The sequence below is a fragment of the Klebsiella sp. w6 genome (assembly GCF_033100215.1).
Lineage (GTDB): Bacteria > Pseudomonadota > Gammaproteobacteria > Enterobacterales > Enterobacteriaceae > Klebsiella > Klebsiella variicola.
The window spans coordinates 4,503,613-4,521,009 of record NZ_CP136907.1 but is presented as its reverse complement, the minus strand read 5'-3'; the positions used below and the strand labels follow the sequence as shown (position 1 = coordinate 4,521,009).

Genomic DNA, 17,397 nt, shown 5'->3' with positions numbered 1-17,397 from the left:
TCAGGATTCGCTCACCACCACGGTGCCGATTTCCGGGTGACTGAAGCTGGCGATTTTATCCAGGCGCAGCTCGCGGACGTTGCCGGCGAGTTCGACCACCAGATACTCGATATTTTTACGCGAGATTAGATCGCTGGCCTTTGCCTGCAGCTGTTCGCCATCCTTCAGCGCCAGCGTCAGCACCAGGTGATGCTGGCAAGCCAGTTCCAGGTTGTCGTAATCATCGCAGTTAATGGGTTGATAAGTATCATTCATTGACATAATCGCTCACCAGTAAGTTTGCTGCCGCATAAGCGGCCTTTTCCCTGACTGACTCCGAAAGGGCCTCATCCGCCGCAATCTCATTCAATACTTTCAACACGCAACCCAGCGCATCCGGGATATACCCTAAGTCTCCGCTGGCTATTTCCGCATACCGCTTGCGTATTAACTCACAATAGTGGTCCACATGCCCTCCTGTCAGCGTTCTGACTCAACCGTGGGATGCAAGTTTAAGCCTACGAAGATAAACTCTGTTTAGCAAGGGAACTATATCATAGTCATTTAAGCAATTTCAGCAGGATGAAACAGGTTGCTGCGATTGACGACAGCCTTTTGCCGCCAGTTTCGCTACAATGTCCGCCATTCTTTTCAGGAGTTTATTCATGGCGCTGAAAGCGACAATATATAAAGCTGCGGTAAATGTAGCCGATCTGGATCGCAACCAGTTTCTGGATGCTAACCTGACGCTGGCGCAGCACCCCTCGGAAACCCAGGAGCGCATGATGCTGCGCCTGCTGGCGTGGATCAAATATGCCGATGAACGGCTGCAGTTTACCCGCGGCCTGTCGTCGGACGACGAGCCGGAGCTGTGGCTGCTTAACGATCATCTCGGGGTCGATCTGTGGATCGAACTGGGTCTGCCGGATGAGCGGCGGATTAAGAAAGCCTGCTCACGGGCGCAGGCGGTGGCGCTGTTTGCCTATAATAGCCGGGCCGCTGAAATCTGGTGGCAGCAGAATCAGAACAAGCTTGCGGCGTACCCGAAGTTGACCATCTGGTATCTTGATGACGCGCAACTGGCGCAGCTTAGCGCCTTTGCCGACCGTACCATGACACTGCAGGCCACTCTGCAGGACGGTAGTATCTGGTTATCCGATGCTCGGAATAATCTGGAAATTCATTTGACGGCCTGGCAAGCACCGGCATGATTACCATTAGCCGCAGCGTGACCCTTGCCGATAACGAGGTCACGCTGGAAGGTATTCGTGCCCAGGGGGCCGGGGGCCAGCATGTGAACAAAGCGTCGACGGCAATCCATCTGCGCTTTGATATTAAAGCTTCAAGCCTGCCGGAGTTTTACAAAGAGCGCCTGCTCGCCGCCAGGCACCACTTAATTTCTGCTGACGGTGTGGTTATCATTAAGGCTCAGGAATACCGCAGCCAGGAGATGAACCGCGAAGCGGCGATTGCCCGGCTGGTGGCCCTCATAAAAGAATTAACCGCAGTGCAAAAAAGTCGCCGGGAGACGCGACCGACTCGGGCATCCAAAGAGCGACGCCTTGCTTCCAAGGCACAGAAGTCCTCAGTCAAGGCGCTGCGTGGGAAAGTTCGCCAGTGAAGACGTCGGCGAACGGGTGAAATGGATGATAAGGAAAGCAAAGTGAAGAAAATCGTATTCTCCGTGATAGCGGCCTGCTCGCTGTTCGCGCTGTTTGGTTGTAACCATCGCGCCGAGACTGACACCGTACAGCCAGCGGCGATGGAAGAGCTCAAACCGATGCAGCAAAGCTGGCGTGGGGTGCTGCCTTGCGCGGATTGTGAAGGTATCGACACCTCGCTGTTCCTGGAAAAAGACGGTACCTGGGTGATGAACGAGCACTACCAGGGCGCTCGTCGTGAACCGTCATCTTTTGCCTCTTATGGCACCTGGGCTCGCACAGCGGATAAACTGGTGCTGACCGACAGCAAAGGCGAGAAATCATATTTTCGCGCGAAGGGCGACAAGCTGGAGATGCTTGACCGCAACGGGAGCCCCGTTCAGTCTCCCCTCAATTATACCCTGGAGCCGGTGAAGGCCAGCCTGCCGACCACCCCGATGGCGATGCGCGGCATGTATTTCTATATGGCCGATGCGGCAACCTTTACCGATTGCGTGACCGGTAAACGCGTCGCGGTGGCGAACAATGCCCAGCTTGAGCGGGATTATGCCGCTGCCCGCGGCAATGATTCACGACCGGTGCTGCTGGTGGTGGAGGGGCACTTTACCCTCGAGGCGAACCCGGACACCGGCGAAATGATGAAGACGCTGATGACGGACCAGGCCGGCAAATTTATTCCCGGTAAAGACTGCAGCCATTGATTGTCAGGCCCCTGCCCGGGAAACGGGCAGGGGATGATCCCACACAGTACCCCCTACTTGCTCCTGCTATTCGCCCTGTCATATAAAGAGTGTGCGTGGGTCTGGCTGGCGGAAAAGCGCAAATCTTTTCTTTACTCCGCATCGTCCTTCGGTTTATTCAGCCCCACCAGCTTCCCGGCCTGAAGATAAACGCCTGGTTTCAGATGCCCGACATACTGTAGCTGCGTTTCGGGTTTAAACGTGGCGACGTCTCCTTCCCGCATGTGCAGCAGATCGGAAGGACTGATCCACGCCGCCTGCGCCAGGGTCAGCGGATGCCCGGCTCTGACGAAGGCCTCGCTAACAAACTCCGAGCAAAACCACGCTTTCTTGTCGGCGCTTGCCGCATCGCCCAGTTGCGCTTTGGCCAGGCCGCTCACGCACTGCTGACGAAAGTTACGCGAGAAAGGGTTGAGCGAGCAGAGTGGTTTGGTGACCATATAAGGGATAAACTGAATAATGCCGCGATAGTTATACCCGCTGTCTTTGACCTGCCAGGCAAAATTTTTCATCGCCGTTGCCTGGTCCGGCGTCAGGTCGGGCACCCTGAGGGCAAAGAGTTTATCGCTGTGCGCCAGCGCCTGCTGAACAGAAATCACCTGTACGCCAGCGCCGGTGGCTTCCGCGATCTGACCCTCGCCAAGATACAGTGCGACGTGGCTAACGGAAGAGGCGCTGAAGGCGCGGATCCCAAGCGAAGTGATACCCAGGCTGGACGAGAAGAGCAGGTCGCCGGAACGGAGATCGCTTTCGTCAATTTCGTGGAGCCCGCTGCCGGCAATCGAGCTTTGACGCTGGAGGGTGACAGCCCATGGCGGGGAGCGGCCCTCGGTAGCGGATGCGGAAGCGGCGCTGCGGCCGACGTCTACGGTGCAGGCGGTAAGCAGCAGCAGGGCGGAAGTAAGCAATCCGCTGCTGAGGATAGGTGCAGTCATAGGTACTTTCCTTGTAAAAAAAAGGCCCTGACATCCGTTCAGGGCCCTGAGGTGGTTGCTTAGCCTTTTATCGCTTTAACCAGATATTCCACGATATCACCGGTTTTAATCAGCTGCTTCTCACCATTGCGACGATACTTGTATTCGATATCATCGTTATCGAGGTTCCGATCGCCCAGCACGATGGTGTGCGGGATGCCGATCAGCTCCATATCGGCGAACATCACGCCAGGACGCTCTTTACGGTCGTCCATCAGCACGTCGATGCCATGTGCGCGCAGCTCGGCGTACAGCTTCTCGGCCAGCTCCTGCACGCGATAGGACTTGTGCATATTCATCGGCAGAATTGCCACCTGGAACGGCGCGATGGCGTCTGGCCAGATAATCCCGCGATCGTCAAAGTTTTGCTCAATGGCGGCGGCCACCACGCGGGTCACCCCAATACCGTAGCAGCCCATGGTCAGGATCTGGTTACGGCCATCTTCGCCCTGAACTGCGGCATTCATCGCCTGAGAGTACTTTGTACCCAGCTGGAAGATATGACCCACTTCGATACCGCGCTTGATAAGCAGAGTACCTTTGCCGTCCGGGCTCGGATCGCCGGCAACGACGTTACGAATATCGGCGACTTCCGGCGTGGCAACGTCGCGATCCCAGTTGATGCCGAAGTAGTGTTTGCCATCGATGTTAGCGCCAGCGGCGAAATCGCTCATTACCGCGACGGTACGGTCGATAACCACCGGGATCGGCAGGTTCACCGGACCCAGGGAGCCCGGACCCGCTTTCACCAGAGCGCGGATCTCTTCTTCGGTGGCGAAGGTCAGCGGGCTGGCGACCTGCGGCAGTTTTTCCGCTTTCACTTCGTTCAGCTCGTGATCGCCGCGCACCAGCAGGGCAACCAGCGGGGAGGCGCTACCTTCAACCGCTTTCACCAGCAGGGTCTTCACGGTTTTTTCGATCGGCAGGTCGAACTGCTCAACCAGCTCGGCGATGGTTTTGGCGTTCGGCGTATCAACCAGGGTCATCTCCTGGGTGGCGGCTGCGCGCGGCTCTTTTGGCGCAACGGCTTCCGCAAACTCGATGTTTGCCGCGTAGTCGGAGCTGTCGGAGAAGATCACATCGTCTTCGCCGCTCTGCGCCAGCACCTGGAATTCATGAGAGGCGCTGCCGCCGATAGAACCGGTGTCAGCCTGTACCGCACGGAAATCCAGCCCCATACGACTGAAGATTTTGCTGTAAGCGGTATACATCGCGTCGTAGGTTTCCTGCAGCGATTCCTGAGAGGTATGGAAAGAGTAAGCATCTTTCATCAGGAATTCACGGGAGCGCATCACGCCGAAACGCGGGCGCACTTCGTCGCGGAATTTGGTCTGGATCTGATAGAAGTTCAGCGGCAACTGCTTATAGGAGTTCAGCTCGTTGCGGATCAGATCGGTAATGACCTCTTCGTGGGTTGGACCGAGGACGAACGGGCGATCGCCGCGATCGGCAATGCGCAGCAGTTCCGGGCCATACTGCTCCCAGCGACCGCTCTCCTGCCACAGTTCAGAGGGCTGAACGACCGGCATTAACACCTCGATCGCACCGGCGTTGTTCATCTCTTCACGCACGATGTTTTCGACTTTTTTCAGGACGCGCACGCCGGTCGGCAGCCAGGTGTATAACCCGGAGGCCAGCTTGCGGATCATCCCGGCGCGCAGCATCAGCTGGTGGCTGATTACCTCGGCGTCGGCAGGTGTCTCCTTCAGAGTGGAGAGCAGATATTGGCTAGTACGCATGTTGTAACGGTTCCAGTTAAACGAGCGGAACAGGCTGGTTGCCCAGCCTGAAACAAAAAAAGTGGTTTAGTTTACCAGTGTGGCAAAGATGCCAAAAGAGAGGAAAAATAAAATTAGCGCGCTTCGAGGGCAAAGACTTCAAAACCAGAGGCAATCACCCGCCAGCGGACGTTGAAATCCAGCAACCAGACGGCATAATTTTTTCCTGCTTCTTCCTCTTTACGGTAGGCCGGGCGCGGATCCTGCGCCAATACTTCGCGGATAAACGCTTTGATATGCGGGTAGCGTTTTTCCAGGGTCAGTAACTGTGCTTCTGTTTCCGGTGTAAAACTGACGTTCATACCCGCCAGCGGCGCCTGTTGCGCATAGCTGGCGCTGGCATCCGGCAGGGCTTCGGCGAAAGGAAGATACGGTTTGATATCAACCACCGGCGTCCCGTCGACGAGATCGAGGCTACCGAGTTCCAGGATCACCTGATCCTTCTGGCAGCGAACGCCTTTCAGCTCAACCAGCGACATGCCGATGGGGTTGGGGCGAAACGTCGAACGGGTGGCGAAGACGCCCATCCGCGCATTGCCTCCCAGTCGGGGAGGGCGCACCGTCGGACGCCAACCGCCTTCCATGGTCTGATGAAACACAAACAGGATCCACAGATGGCTGAAGTTTTCCAGGCCTCGCACGGCGTCGGCCTGGTTGTAGGGCGCAACCAGATGCAGTTCTCCGCCGCCGTGTTTCACCAGACCAGGCTGGCGAGGAACGGCAAATTTCTCTTTATACGGCGAGCGGATAACGCCTATCTGCGCGAACTGGAATGCACTCATTGTGCCGAAACGTTAAGCGCCGAGCCCAGACAAACCGCCTGACGGTAGCAGCCTGGCGTGCCGCTGGTCACTTCGCAGCGGTGAAGCAGGACGGCATTGGCTTTCATGCGTGCCGCATTCACCTGCAGACGCTTGCGGGCGGTTGGGATGTTCGGCGGAGAATCCTGATTTGAGGCCTGGCATGACTCACCAGTCACTTCACCCAGATCGCGGAACGGTTTTCCCACCAGCTCTGACGCATCGGTATAAATACGTACCGGCGCCGGACGGGTTGCGCGTGGTTTGCTCGGCTCAGATTTAACCGGGGGGGTTGCAGTGCTTTGAACAGGTTCAACGGGGGATCTGCTTAGCATGGAACAACCGCTTAACATGAGTGCTAACAAACAGACCGGTAAAGCACGCATAGTATTTCCTCAATGAATAAAAAACAGGGCGTTATTGAATCAGGTGCTTGCATAAATGACAAGACGGGCGTGAAGCCCGTCCTGAATGATATTACGGTGAGAAAAGATTACCAGCCTTTCACTGCGCCGCCGTTAAAGATCTTGTTCGCCGCTTCGTAAACTTCATCGCTCTGGTAAGCCTGAACGAATTTCTTCACATTCTCAGCATCTTTATTGTCTTCACGCGCCACAATCAGGTTCACGTAAGGAGACTCTTTGCCTTCAACAAAGATACCGTCTTTCGCCGGGGTCAGGCCAATCTGGCTGGCGTAAGTGGTGTTGATGACGGCCAGCGCAATCTGTGCGTCGTCCAGCGAACGCGGCAGCTGTGGCGCTTCCAGTTCAACAATTTTCAGGTTTTTCGGGTTCTCGACGATATCCAGCGAGGTCGGCAGCAGGCCCACGCCGTCTTTCAGTTTGATCAGACCCACCTGCTGCAGCAGCAGCAGGGAACGGCCGAGGTTAGTCGGATCGTTCGGGACGGCGATCTGCGAGCCCGGCTGCAGTTCGTCCAGCGATTTGATTTTCTTCGAGTAACCCGCGATCGGATAGACGAAGGTGTTGCCAACGGAGACCAGCTTATAGCCACGGTCTTTAATCTGCTGGTCGAGATACGGTTTATGCTGGAAGGCGTTCACGTCGATATCGCCTTTGCTTAGCGCTTCGTTTGGCAGCACGTAATCGTTGAAGGTCACCAGCTCAACATCGAGACCATACTTCTCTTTTGCCACTTTCTGCGCAACTTCAGCGACCTGCTGTTCCGCCCCGACGATAACGCCGACTTTAATATGATTCGGATCTTTTTCATCCTGACCGCAACCCACCAGTGCCAGAGAACCGATTAACGCGCCAACTGCCGCAAAGGTTTTGAAATTAAAGGCCATGTTATTTCCTTCCTGTAAGAATGAGTGTTGTCTGCCAATAACGTTATTTATGAGTCACAGCCCGGACGATACGATCGCCAGAGAATTGAATTAAATAAACCAGAATAACCAGTAACACCAGTACGGTATTCATCACCGTTGCGTTGTAGCCGATATAACCGTACTGATAACCAATCTGCCCCAGACCACCGGCGCCCACCGCGCCGCCCATGGCGGAGTAGCCTACCAGGGTAATAAGAGTGATGGTGGCGGCGTTGACCAGCCCCGGCAGCGCTTCAGGCAGCAGAACCTTGCGGACGATCTGCAGCGGTGTGGCGCCCATCGCGCGGGAAGCTTCGATGAGCCCGGTCGGGATCTCCAGCAGGGCGTTCTCCACCATGCGGGCGATAAACGGCGCGGCGCCCACCGTCAGCGGAACGATTGCCGCCTGCAGGCCGATCGAGGTGCCGACGATTACGCGGGTAAACGGGATCATCCAGACCAGCAGGATAATGAACGGGATGGAACGGAAAATATTCACCACCGCCGACAGAGTACGGTACAGTTTGGCATTGGCGACGATTTGCCCCGGCCGGGTCACATACAGCAGCACGCCCACCGGCAGACCAAGGACAAAACCGAAGAAGCCGGAGACAAAGGTCATTGCCAGCGTTTCCCAAACGCCGCGCAACAGCAGCCACATCATTGCCTCAGACATAACCCAATACCTCTACTTTTACATGATGTTCCTGCAGCCAGGCGATGGCCGCCTGAGTGTCTTCCTGTGTACCGTGCATTTCGGTGAGCATGATGCCGAACTTCACCCCGCCGGCATAATCCATCTGCGCGCTGATAATGTTGTTATTCACATTGAAGCGACGCGCGGTTTCAGAGAGCAGCGGCGCATCGACGGAGTGGCCGGTAAATTCCATACGCAGCATCGGCACGCTATCCGCTGTGGCAGTAGATTTCAGGCGCGCCTGGTAGTCATCCGGAATATCGAGGTGCAGCGTGGACTGAATAAACTGCTGGGCCAGCGGCGTCTTCGGATGGGAGAAGACTTCGCTCACCGTATCCTGCTCGATCAGTTGACCGTTGCTAATGACCGCCACGCAGTCGCAGATGCGTTTCACCACATCCATTTCGTGGGTGATCAGCAGAATGGTTAGTCCCAGACGCCGGTTAATGTCTTTCAGCAGTTCGAGAATGGAACGGGTGGTGGCCGGGTCGAGGGCGCTGGTGGCTTCATCGCACAGCAATACCTTCGGGTTGCTGGCCAGCGCGCGGGCAATAGCGACGCGCTGTTTCTGGCCACCGGAGAGATTAGCCGGGTAGCTGTCGTGCTTATCACCCAGGCCGACGAGATCCAGCAGCTCCGTCACACGGCGTTTGATTTCTGCCTGCGGGGTGTTATCCAGTTCCAGGGGCAACGCGACGTTGCCGAAAACGGTCCGGGAGGCCAGCAGGTTAAAATGCTGGAAAATCATGCCAATCTGACGGCGCGCACGGGTTAGCTCTTTTTCCGACAGTGCAGTCAATTCCTGACCGTCAACCTGTACGCTGCCCTCGGTCGGGCGCTCCAGCAGGTTGACGCAGCGAATCAGCGTACTTTTACCGGCGCCGGAGGCTCCGATGACGCCATAAATTTGTCCGGCAGGGACATGCAGGCTGACGTTATTCAGCGCCTGAATGCTGCGATTCCCCTGCTGGAACACTTTGGTGATATTGGAAAGTTTAATCATCAGTTATTTATTATCGTTTAGCCGTTTGCCGTGGCATTTTCTTCTGCCGTATCCAGGCGATGCCTGGCAATGAAATGGATGTTAAGGCATCCAGACGTCTAAATCAATCTGACTCTTTATAATGAGCACTTTCTTGCATGCTGAAACATGCGATACTAACGGCACTAGCCTTTTTCAGGAGCAAACCGGTGGCAAAGTCAGTACCCGCAATTTTTCTCGACCGTGACGGCACTATTAATGTCGATCATGGCTACGTCCACGAAATCGACAATTTTGAATTTATCGATGGCGTCATTGACGCGATGCGCGAACTAAAAGAGATGGGCTATGCGCTGGTGCTGGTCACTAACCAGTCCGGTATTGCACGCGGTAAATTTACCGAAGCCCAGTTTGAAACGCTGACCGAATGGATGGACTGGTCTCTGGCCGATCGTGGCGTCGACCTGGACGGTATCTACTATTGCCCGCATCACCCGCAGGGTGCGGTGGAGGAGTACCGTCAGACTTGTGATTGTCGTAAACCGCATCCGGGGATGCTGATCTCCGCCCGCGATTATCTGCATATCGATATGGCTTCTTCCTATATGGTAGGGGACAAACTGGAAGATATGCAGGCTGCTGCGGCGGCAGATGTCGGTACTAAAGTGCTGGTGCGTACCGGTAAGCCCCTGACTGAAGAAGCGGAAAAAGCGGCTGACTGGGTGCTAAATAGCCTGACAGAGCTGCCTGCGGCGATTAAAAAGCAGTAAAAATAAGCGTTGCGTTTAAAAGATGAGCGGTTGAAATAAAATTGTATTTTTCCGCTTGTCATTCCCGGAGAGCTCCCTATAATGCGCCTCCATCGACACGGCGGATGTGAATCACTTCACACAAACAGCCGGTTCGGTTGAAGAGAAAAATCCTGAAAAACGGGTTGACTCTGAAAGAGGAAAGCGTAATATACGCCACCTCGCGACAGAGCGCTAAAGCGCGTCGCAACTGCTCTTTAACAATTTATCAGACAATCTGTGTGGGCACTCAAAGTGACATGGATTCTTAACGTCCTCGGACGAAAAATGAATACCAAGTCTCTGAGTGAACATACGTAATTCATTACGAAGTTTAATTCACGAGCATCAAACTTAAATTGAAGAGTTTGATCATGGCTCAGATTGAACGCTGGCGGCAGGCCTAACACATGCAAGTCGAGCGGTAGCACAGAGAGCTTGCTCTCGGGTGACGAGCGGCGGACGGGTGAGTAATGTCTGGGAAACTGCCTGATGGAGGGGGATAACTACTGGAAACGGTAGCTAATACCGCATAACGTCGCAAGACCAAAGTGGGGGACCTTCGGGCCTCATGCCATCAGATGTGCCCAGATGGGATTAGCTAGTAGGTGGGGTAACGGCTCACCTAGGCGACGATCCCTAGCTGGTCTGAGAGGATGACCAGCCACACTGGAACTGAGACACGGTCCAGACTCCTACGGGAGGCAGCAGTGGGGAATATTGCACAATGGGCGCAAGCCTGATGCAGCCATGCCGCGTGTGTGAAGAAGGCCTTCGGGTTGTAAAGCACTTTCAGCGGGGAGGAAGGCGGTGAGGTTAATAACCTCATCGATTGACGTTACCCGCAGAAGAAGCACCGGCTAACTCCGTGCCAGCAGCCGCGGTAATACGGAGGGTGCAAGCGTTAATCGGAATTACTGGGCGTAAAGCGCACGCAGGCGGTCTGTCAAGTCGGATGTGAAATCCCCGGGCTCAACCTGGGAACTGCATTCGAAACTGGCAGGCTAGAGTCTTGTAGAGGGGGGTAGAATTCCAGGTGTAGCGGTGAAATGCGTAGAGATCTGGAGGAATACCGGTGGCGAAGGCGGCCCCCTGGACAAAGACTGACGCTCAGGTGCGAAAGCGTGGGGAGCAAACAGGATTAGATACCCTGGTAGTCCACGCTGTAAACGATGTCGATTTGGAGGTTGTGCCCTTGAGGCGTGGCTTCCGGAGCTAACGCGTTAAATCGACCGCCTGGGGAGTACGGCCGCAAGGTTAAAACTCAAATGAATTGACGGGGGCCCGCACAAGCGGTGGAGCATGTGGTTTAATTCGATGCAACGCGAAGAACCTTACCTGGTCTTGACATCCACAGAACTTTCCAGAGATGGATTGGTGCCTTCGGGAACTGTGAGACAGGTGCTGCATGGCTGTCGTCAGCTCGTGTTGTGAAATGTTGGGTTAAGTCCCGCAACGAGCGCAACCCTTATCCTTTGTTGCCAGCGGTTAGGCCGGGAACTCAAAGGAGACTGCCAGTGATAAACTGGAGGAAGGTGGGGATGACGTCAAGTCATCATGGCCCTTACGACCAGGGCTACACACGTGCTACAATGGCATATACAAAGAGAAGCGACCTCGCGAGAGCAAGCGGACCTCATAAAGTATGTCGTAGTCCGGATTGGAGTCTGCAACTCGACTCCATGAAGTCGGAATCGCTAGTAATCGTAGATCAGAATGCTACGGTGAATACGTTCCCGGGCCTTGTACACACCGCCCGTCACACCATGGGAGTGGGTTGCAAAAGAAGTAGGTAGCTTAACCTTCGGGAGGGCGCTTACCACTTTGTGATTCATGACTGGGGTGAAGTCGTAACAAGGTAACCGTAGGGGAACCTGCGGTTGGATCACCTCCTTACCTTAAAGAACCTGCCTTTGTAGTGCTCACACAGATTGTCTGATGAAAATAGAGCAGTAAGTAATCTCTGCAGGCTTGTAGCTCAGGTGGTTAGAGCGCACCCCTGATAAGGGTGAGGTCGGTGGTTCAAGTCCACTCAGGCCTACCAAATTCGCTCTCGTGCTTTGTTGTGGCAAAGCTCGCATACTTCAGTATGCTTCGCTTCACCACGCCGCGCCCGAAAACGAATTAAGGTTAAAAGAGATTCATTCGATGGGGCTATAGCTCAGCTGGGAGAGCGCCTGCTTTGCACGCAGGAGGTCTGCGGTTCGATCCCGCATAGCTCCACCATCTTTACTGCAAACACAAGAAAACTTCAGAGTGAACCTGAAAAGGTGCACTGCGAAGTTTTGCTCTTTAAAAATCTGGATCAAGCTGAAAATTGAAACGACACACAGTTAATGTGTGTTCGAGTCTCTCAAATTTTCGCGACACGATGATGTTTTACGAAACATCTTCGGGTTGTGAGGTTAAGCGACTAAGCGTACACGGTGGATGCCCTGGCAGTCAGAGGCGATGAAGGACGTGCTAATCTGCGAAAAGCGTCGGTAAGGTGATATGAACCGTTATAACCGGCGATGTCCGAATGGGGAAACCCAGTGCAATTCGTTGCACTATCGTTAACTGAATACATAGGTTAACGAGGCGAACCGGGGGAACTGAAACATCTAAGTACCCCGAGGAAAAGAAATCAACCGAGATTCCCCCAGTAGCGGCGAGCGAACGGGGAGCAGCCCAGAGTCTGAATCAGCTTGTGTGTTAGTGGAACGGTCTGGAAAGTCCGACGGTACAGGGTGATAGTCCCGTACACCAAAATGCACAGGTTGTGAACTCGAAGAGTAGGGCGGGACACGTGGTATCCTGTCTGAATATGGGGGGACCATCCTCCAAGGCTAAATACTCCTGACTGACCGATAGTGAACCAGTACCGTGAGGGAAAGGCGAAAAGAACCCCGGCGAGGGGAGTGAAAAAGAACCTGAAACCGTGTACGTACAAGCAGTGGGAGCACCTTCGGGTGTGACTGCGTACCTTTTGTATAATGGGTCAGCGACTTATATTCTGTAGCAAGGTTAACCGTATAGGGGAGCCGCAGGGAAACCGAGTCTTAACTGGGCGTTAAGTTGCAGGGTATAGACCCGAAACCCGGTGATCTAGCCATGGGCAGGTTGAAGGTTGGGTAACACTAACTGGAGGACCGAACCGACTAATGTTGAAAAATTAGCGGATGACTTGTGGCTGGGGGTGAAAGGCCAATCAAACCGGGAGATAGCTGGTTCTCCCCGAAAGCTATTTAGGTAGCGCCTCGTGAACTCATCTTCGGGGGTAGAGCACTGTTTCGGCTAGGGGGTCATCCCGACTTACCAACCCGATGCAAACTACGAATACCGAAGAATGTTATCACGGGAGACACACGGCGGGTGCTAACGTCCGTCGTGAAGAGGGAAACAACCCAGACCGCCAGCTAAGGTCCCAAAGTCATGGTTAAGTGGGAAACGATGTGGGAAGGCACAGACAGCCAGGATGTTGGCTTAGAAGCAGCCATCATTTAAAGAAAGCGTAATAGCTCACTGGTCGAGTCGGCCTGCGCGGAAGATGTAACGGGGCTAAACCATGCACCGAAGCTGCGGCAGCGACACTATGTGTTGTTGGGTAGGGGAGCGTTCTGTAAGCCTGCGAAGGTGGCCTGTGAGGGTTGCTGGAGGTATCAGAAGTGCGAATGCTGACATAAGTAACGATAAAGCGGGTGAAAAGCCCGCTCGCCGGAAGACCAAGGGTTCCTGTCCAACGTTAATCGGGGCAGGGTGAGTCGACCCCTAAGGCGAGGCCGAAAGGCGTAGTCGATGGGAAACAGGTTAATATTCCTGTACTTGGTGTTACTGCGAAGGGGGGACGGAGAAGGCTATGTTAGCCGGGCGACGGTTGTCCCGGTTTAAGCATGTAGGCGGAGGTTCCAGGTAAATCCGGTACCTTTTAACGCTGAGGTGTGATGACGAGGCACTACGGTGCTGAAGTAACAAATGCCCTGCTTCCAGGAAAAGCCTCTAAGCATCAGGTAACATTAAATCGTACCCCAAACCGACACAGGTGGTCAGGTAGAGAATACCAAGGCGCTTGAGAGAACTCGGGTGAAGGAACTAGGCAAAATGGTGCCGTAACTTCGGGAGAAGGCACGCTGGTGTGTAGGTGAAGTCCCTGCGGACGGAGCTGAGACCAGTCGAAGATACCAGCTGGCTGCAACTGTTTATTAAAAACACAGCACTGTGCAAACACGAAAGTGGACGTATACGGTGTGACGCCTGCCCGGTGCCGGAAGGTTAATTGATGGGGTTATCCGTAAGGAGAAGCTCTTGATCGAAGCCCCGGTAAACGGCGGCCGTAACTATAACGGTCCTAAGGTAGCGAAATTCCTTGTCGGGTAAGTTCCGACCTGCACGAATGGCGTAATGATGGCCAGGCTGTCTCCACCCGAGACTCAGTGAAATTGAACTCGCTGTGAAGATGCAGTGTACCCGCGGCAAGACGGAAAGACCCCGTGAACCTTTACTATAGCTTGACACTGAACATTGAGCCTTGATGTGTAGGATAGGTGGGAGGCTTTGAAGCGTGGACGCCAGTCTGCGTGGAGCCAACCTTGAAATACCACCCTTTAATGTTTGATGTTCTAACGTTGGCCCCTTATCGGGGTTGCGGACAGTGTCTGGTGGGTAGTTTGACTGGGGCGGTCTCCTCCCAAAGAGTAACGGAGGAGCACGAAGGTTAGCTAATCCTGGTCGGACATCAGGAGGTTAGTGCAATGGCATAAGCTAGCTTGACTGCGAGCGTGACGGCGCGAGCAGGTGCGAAAGCAGGTCATAGTGATCCGGTGGTTCTGAATGGAAGGGCCATCGCTCAACGGATAAAAGGTACTCCGGGGATAACAGGCTGATACCGCCCAAGAGTTCATATCGACGGCGGTGTTTGGCACCTCGATGTCGGCTCATCACATCCTGGGGCTGAAGTAGGTCCCAAGGGTATGGCTGTTCGCCATTTAAAGTGGTACGCGAGCTGGGTTTAGAACGTCGTGAGACAGTTCGGTCCCTATCTGCCGTGGGCGCTGGAGAATTGAGGGGGGCTGCTCCTAGTACGAGAGGACCGGAGTGGACGCATCACTGGTGTTCGGGTTGTCATGCCAATGGCACTGCCCGGTAGCTAAATGCGGAAGAGATAAGTGCTGAAAGCATCTAAGCACGAAACTTGCCCCGAGATGAGTTCTCCCTGAGACTATAAGTCTCCTGAAGGAACGTTGAAGACGACGACGTTGATAGGCCGGGTGTGTAAGCGCAGCGATGCGTTGAGCTAACCGGTACTAATGAACCGTGAGGCTTAACCTTACAACGCCGAAGCTGTTTTGGCGGATTTGAGAGAATTTTCAGCTCTGATACAGATTACTCGATGCGTCCGTGAGACGTGTTGAAAACAGAATTTGCCTGGCGGCACTAGCGCGGTGGTCCCACCTGACCCCATGCCGAACTCAGAAGTGAAACGCCGTAGCGCCGATGGTAGTGTGGGGTCTCCCCATGTGAGAGTAGGGAACTGCCAGGCATCAAATTGCAGTAAGCCGGGGTGACAACCGGTGGCAATAAAGCGAAGAAATTCGGTGGAGCGGTAGTTCAGTCGGTTAGAATACCTGCCTGTCACGCAGGGGGTCGCGGGTTCGAGTCCCGTCCGTTCCGCCACTTATTAAGAGCCCTGAGCATTTGCTCAGGGCTTTTTTGTTTGATCTGTTCTCTATTATTGCTAATTCAGCAAAAATCCTCTGCATTAATCGCTCTTTTTCTCCTCCACACCATCAGCCATAATTTCATCCGTTAACCGAAATGAAGAAATAACGAGGAAAATCATGGCAATCCCTGCATTTGGTCTTGGCACCTTCCGTCTGAAAGATGATGTTGTTATCGCATCCGTAAAAACCGCGCTGGAGCTGGGCTATCGTGCTATCGACACCGCGCAAATCTATGACAACGAAGCAGCGGTGGGTCAGGCCATCGCCGAAAGCGGCGTGCCGCGTGATGAGCTGTTCATCACGACCAAAATCTGGATCGAAAACCTGAGCAAAGACAAACTCATCGCCAGCCTGAAAGAGAGCCTGCATAAGCTGCGCACTGACTATGTTGATCTCACGCTGATCCACTGGCCGTCACCGAACGATGCGGTAGCTGTTGAAGAGTTTATGGCAGCCCTGATGGAAGCGAAGAAGCTGGGTCTGACCCGTCAGATCGGTATCTCCAACTTCACTATTCCACTGATGGAGCGCGCGATTGCCGCCGTTGGCGCTGAGAATATCGCGACTAACCAGATTGAGCTCTCGCCGTATCTGCAAAACCGTAAAGTGGTCGATTGGGCGCGTGAGCACGGCATCCATATCACCTCTTACATGACGCTGGCCTACGGTAAGGCACTGAAAGATGAAGTGATTGCCCGCATCGCGGCGAAACATGGTGCGACCCCAGCGCAGGTTATCCTGGCATGGGCGATGGGCGAAGGCTATGCGGTTATCCCATCGTCCACCAAACGTGACAATCTGGCCAGCAACCTGAAAGCGCAGGATCTGCAGCTGGATGATGAAGATCGTAAAGCGATCGCCGCACTCGACTGCAACGATCGTCTGGTGAGTCCGGAAGGTCTGGCTCCACAGTGGGATTAATCTCCCGCTTTCGGCATGCCGTTCGCACTGCCGTCTGAGACGATATTACGACAGCTCCTTCGGGAGCTGTTTGACGTGCTCACTTAGAAAGTCAATAAATGCCCTGATGCGCGTGCTGACCGCCCGGTCGCTGTAGTACACCGCACTGAATGGCATCTCCACCGGCAAGCGTTTGTCGGCAAGTAACTCCACAAACTCCCCACGGCCAATCTCTTTATCCACCATATAATCCGACAAACAGGCTATGCCGTTACCGGTCAGGCACAGCTGCTTGAGCGTTTCGCCGCTATTGGAGGACACCGCCGATTCGATCTCTAACAGCTGACCATCGCAACAGGAGACAGGCCAGGTATTCAGCGATACCGGCTCGGTGAACCCGAGGCAGTGATGCTGTTTCAGATCTGACGGATGCTGCGGCATACCGTAGCGCGCGACATAGTCTGGCGAGGCGACGATCTTACGATAGCTGGTAAATAGCGGTCGGGCGCGCAGGCTGGAATCCGTTAAGGTCCCGGCCCGAATGGCCACATCCACTTTTCGTTCAATCAGGTTAATAAACGTCTCTGAAGAGACGAGCGACAGCGTCATTTCCGGGTAGCGCTCGCGAAATGGCTTCACCAGCGGCATGAGAAAATGCAGCATCACCGGCGTCGCGGCATCCACCCGCAGCAGGCCCCGCGGCGTTGTGCGCGTTTCCAGCAGGTCATTCTCTGCTGCCGCCATTTCCTGCAAGACCACCTGCATCCGGCGAAAATAGCGCTCGCCTTCCTCCGTCAGACTGAGCTGGCGGGTGGTCCGATTGAGCAGGCTTACGCCTAGCTTTGATTCCAGCTTCTTGACCGCCCGGCTGACGGCAGAGTTGGCCTGTCCGAGCTGCTCGGCCGCCCGGCTGAAACTTCCGCTTTCCACCACCGCCACAAAGATGGCGATCTCCTCTGATGTGGCTCTCATTATTGCACCTGTAGCAAAATTCTATTGATACTTTGATAGTTTTTGTTATTTATACAACCCTTCATACTACGTGTCATCTTAATCCTGATGCTACGGA

Annotated in this window: 15 protein-coding genes, 3 tRNA genes and 3 rRNA genes; 11 read left to right on the top strand and 10 right to left on the bottom strand. The window is 54.5% G+C overall.

Annotated features, from left to right (window positions below; all coding sequences use genetic code 11):
• Both rof and R0140_RS22220 read right to left on the bottom strand, forming a co-directional pair.
• Positions 1-261, bottom strand: coding sequence for a Rho-binding antiterminator (rof, locus tag R0140_RS22225; protein WP_002889424.1), 261 nt, complete (start codon positions 259-261; stop codon positions 1-3).
• Positions 248-448, bottom strand: a complete 201-nt coding sequence (locus R0140_RS22220) for a YaeP family protein (protein ID WP_002889429.1) — start codon at positions 446-448, stop codon at positions 248-250. Before R0140_RS22220 ends, rof begins: the two co-directional genes overlap by 14 nt.
• Positions 449-644: 196 nt before the next feature.
• Here R0140_RS22220 and R0140_RS22215 point away from each other — a divergent pair, with 196 nt between their 5' ends.
• Genes R0140_RS22215 through nlpE form a run of 3 tightly spaced genes read left to right on the top strand, consistent with a single transcriptional unit; the run spans position 645 to position 2,341 of the window.
• A complete protein-coding gene (locus R0140_RS22215) occupies positions 645-1,190 on the top strand; it encodes a YaeQ family protein (RefSeq protein WP_008807343.1) in 546 nt (181 codons plus the stop codon).
• A complete protein-coding gene (gene arfB, locus R0140_RS22210; RefSeq protein ID WP_008807342.1) occupies positions 1,187-1,600 on the top strand; it encodes an alternative ribosome rescue aminoacyl-tRNA hydrolase ArfB in 414 nt (137 codons plus the stop codon). Before R0140_RS22215 ends, arfB begins: the two co-directional genes overlap by 4 nt.
• Positions 1,601-1,642: 42 nt before the next feature.
• The gene (gene nlpE / locus R0140_RS22205) at positions 1,643-2,341 is read left to right on the top strand and encodes an envelope stress response activation lipoprotein NlpE (protein ID WP_317703898.1); all 699 of its coding nucleotides are present in this window, start codon (positions 1,643-1,645) and stop codon (positions 2,339-2,341) included.
• 131 nt (positions 2,342-2,472) lie between these two features.
• On the opposite strand, the gene R0140_RS22200 is transcribed toward nlpE, so the two are convergent.
• From R0140_RS22200 to metN, 7 genes are all read right to left on the bottom strand, one after another.
• The gene (locus R0140_RS22200; protein WP_032740446.1) at positions 2,473-3,315 is read right to left on the bottom strand and encodes a YaeF family permuted papain-like enzyme; all 843 of its coding nucleotides are present in this window, start codon (positions 3,313-3,315) and stop codon (positions 2,473-2,475) included.
• Between the two features lie 59 nt (positions 3,316-3,374).
• On the bottom strand, positions 3,375-5,093 hold the full coding sequence (proS, locus tag R0140_RS22195; protein WP_012968899.1) for a proline--tRNA ligase: 1,719 nt from the start codon (positions 5,091-5,093) through the stop codon (positions 3,375-3,377).
• Between the two features lie 113 nt (positions 5,094-5,206).
• Positions 5,207-5,914, bottom strand: coding sequence for a tRNA (N6-threonylcarbamoyladenosine(37)-N6)-methyltransferase TrmO (gene tsaA, locus R0140_RS22190; protein ID WP_032740447.1), 708 nt, complete (start codon positions 5,912-5,914; stop codon positions 5,207-5,209).
• Positions 5,911-6,318, bottom strand: a complete 408-nt coding sequence (gene rcsF, locus R0140_RS22185) for an Rcs stress response system protein RcsF (protein WP_008807337.1) — start codon at positions 6,316-6,318, stop codon at positions 5,911-5,913. Before rcsF ends, tsaA begins: the two co-directional genes overlap by 4 nt.
• 107 nt (positions 6,319-6,425) lie before the next feature.
• Complete coding sequence (gene metQ, locus R0140_RS22180; RefSeq protein ID WP_008807336.1) at positions 6,426-7,241, bottom strand: methionine ABC transporter substrate-binding lipoprotein MetQ; 816 nt, start codon at positions 7,239-7,241, stop codon at positions 6,426-6,428.
• Positions 7,242-7,284: 43 nt separating this feature from the next.
• Complete coding sequence (locus R0140_RS22175; protein WP_032740448.1) at positions 7,285-7,938, bottom strand: methionine ABC transporter permease MetI; 654 nt, start codon at positions 7,936-7,938, stop codon at positions 7,285-7,287.
• A complete protein-coding gene (gene metN, locus R0140_RS22170; RefSeq protein WP_023297090.1) occupies positions 7,931-8,962 on the bottom strand; it encodes a methionine ABC transporter ATP-binding protein MetN in 1,032 nt (343 codons plus the stop codon). Before metN ends, R0140_RS22175 begins: the two co-directional genes overlap by 8 nt.
• Before the next feature lie 188 nt (positions 8,963-9,150).
• Between metN and gmhB the strand changes: the two genes are divergently transcribed.
• From gmhB to dkgB, 8 genes are all read left to right on the top strand, one after another.
• Positions 9,151-9,711 carry a D-glycero-beta-D-manno-heptose 1,7-bisphosphate 7-phosphatase gene (gene gmhB / locus R0140_RS22165; protein ID WP_043875778.1) on the top strand — a complete coding sequence of 187 codons (561 nt, stop codon included), beginning with the start codon at positions 9,151-9,153 and terminating at the stop codon, positions 9,709-9,711.
• Between the two features lie 374 nt (positions 9,712-10,085).
• Positions 10,086-11,625 (top strand): 16S ribosomal RNA (locus R0140_RS22160).
• A 71-nt stretch (positions 11,626-11,696) separates the two neighbouring features.
• Positions 11,697-11,773, top strand: a tRNA-Ile gene (locus R0140_RS22155).
• A gap of 106 nt (positions 11,774-11,879) precedes the next feature.
• A tRNA-Ala gene (locus tag R0140_RS22150) sits at positions 11,880-11,955 on the top strand.
• 177 nt (positions 11,956-12,132) lie between these two features.
• Positions 12,133-15,036, top strand: a 23S ribosomal RNA gene (locus tag R0140_RS22145).
• 95 nt (positions 15,037-15,131) lie between these two features.
• Positions 15,132-15,247: ribosomal RNA gene (gene rrf / locus R0140_RS22140) — 5S ribosomal RNA — on the top strand.
• Together the 16S, 23S and 5S rRNA genes with 3 tRNA genes alongside form the textbook arrangement of a ribosomal RNA operon.
• Before the next feature lie 57 nt (positions 15,248-15,304).
• A tRNA-Asp gene (locus R0140_RS22135) sits at positions 15,305-15,381 on the top strand.
• A gap of 164 nt (positions 15,382-15,545) precedes the next feature.
• The gene (gene dkgB, locus R0140_RS22130) at positions 15,546-16,349 is read left to right on the top strand and encodes a 2,5-didehydrogluconate reductase DkgB (protein ID WP_023339613.1); all 804 of its coding nucleotides are present in this window, start codon (positions 15,546-15,548) and stop codon (positions 16,347-16,349) included.
• Positions 16,350-16,394: 45 nt separating this feature from the next.
• On the opposite strand, the gene yafC is transcribed toward dkgB, so the two are convergent.
• Entirely contained in the window at positions 16,395-17,300 is a 906-nt protein-coding gene (gene yafC, locus R0140_RS22125; protein WP_012968896.1) for a DNA-binding transcriptional regulator YafC, read from the bottom strand.
• Between the last annotated feature and the right edge of the window lie 97 nt (positions 17,301-17,397).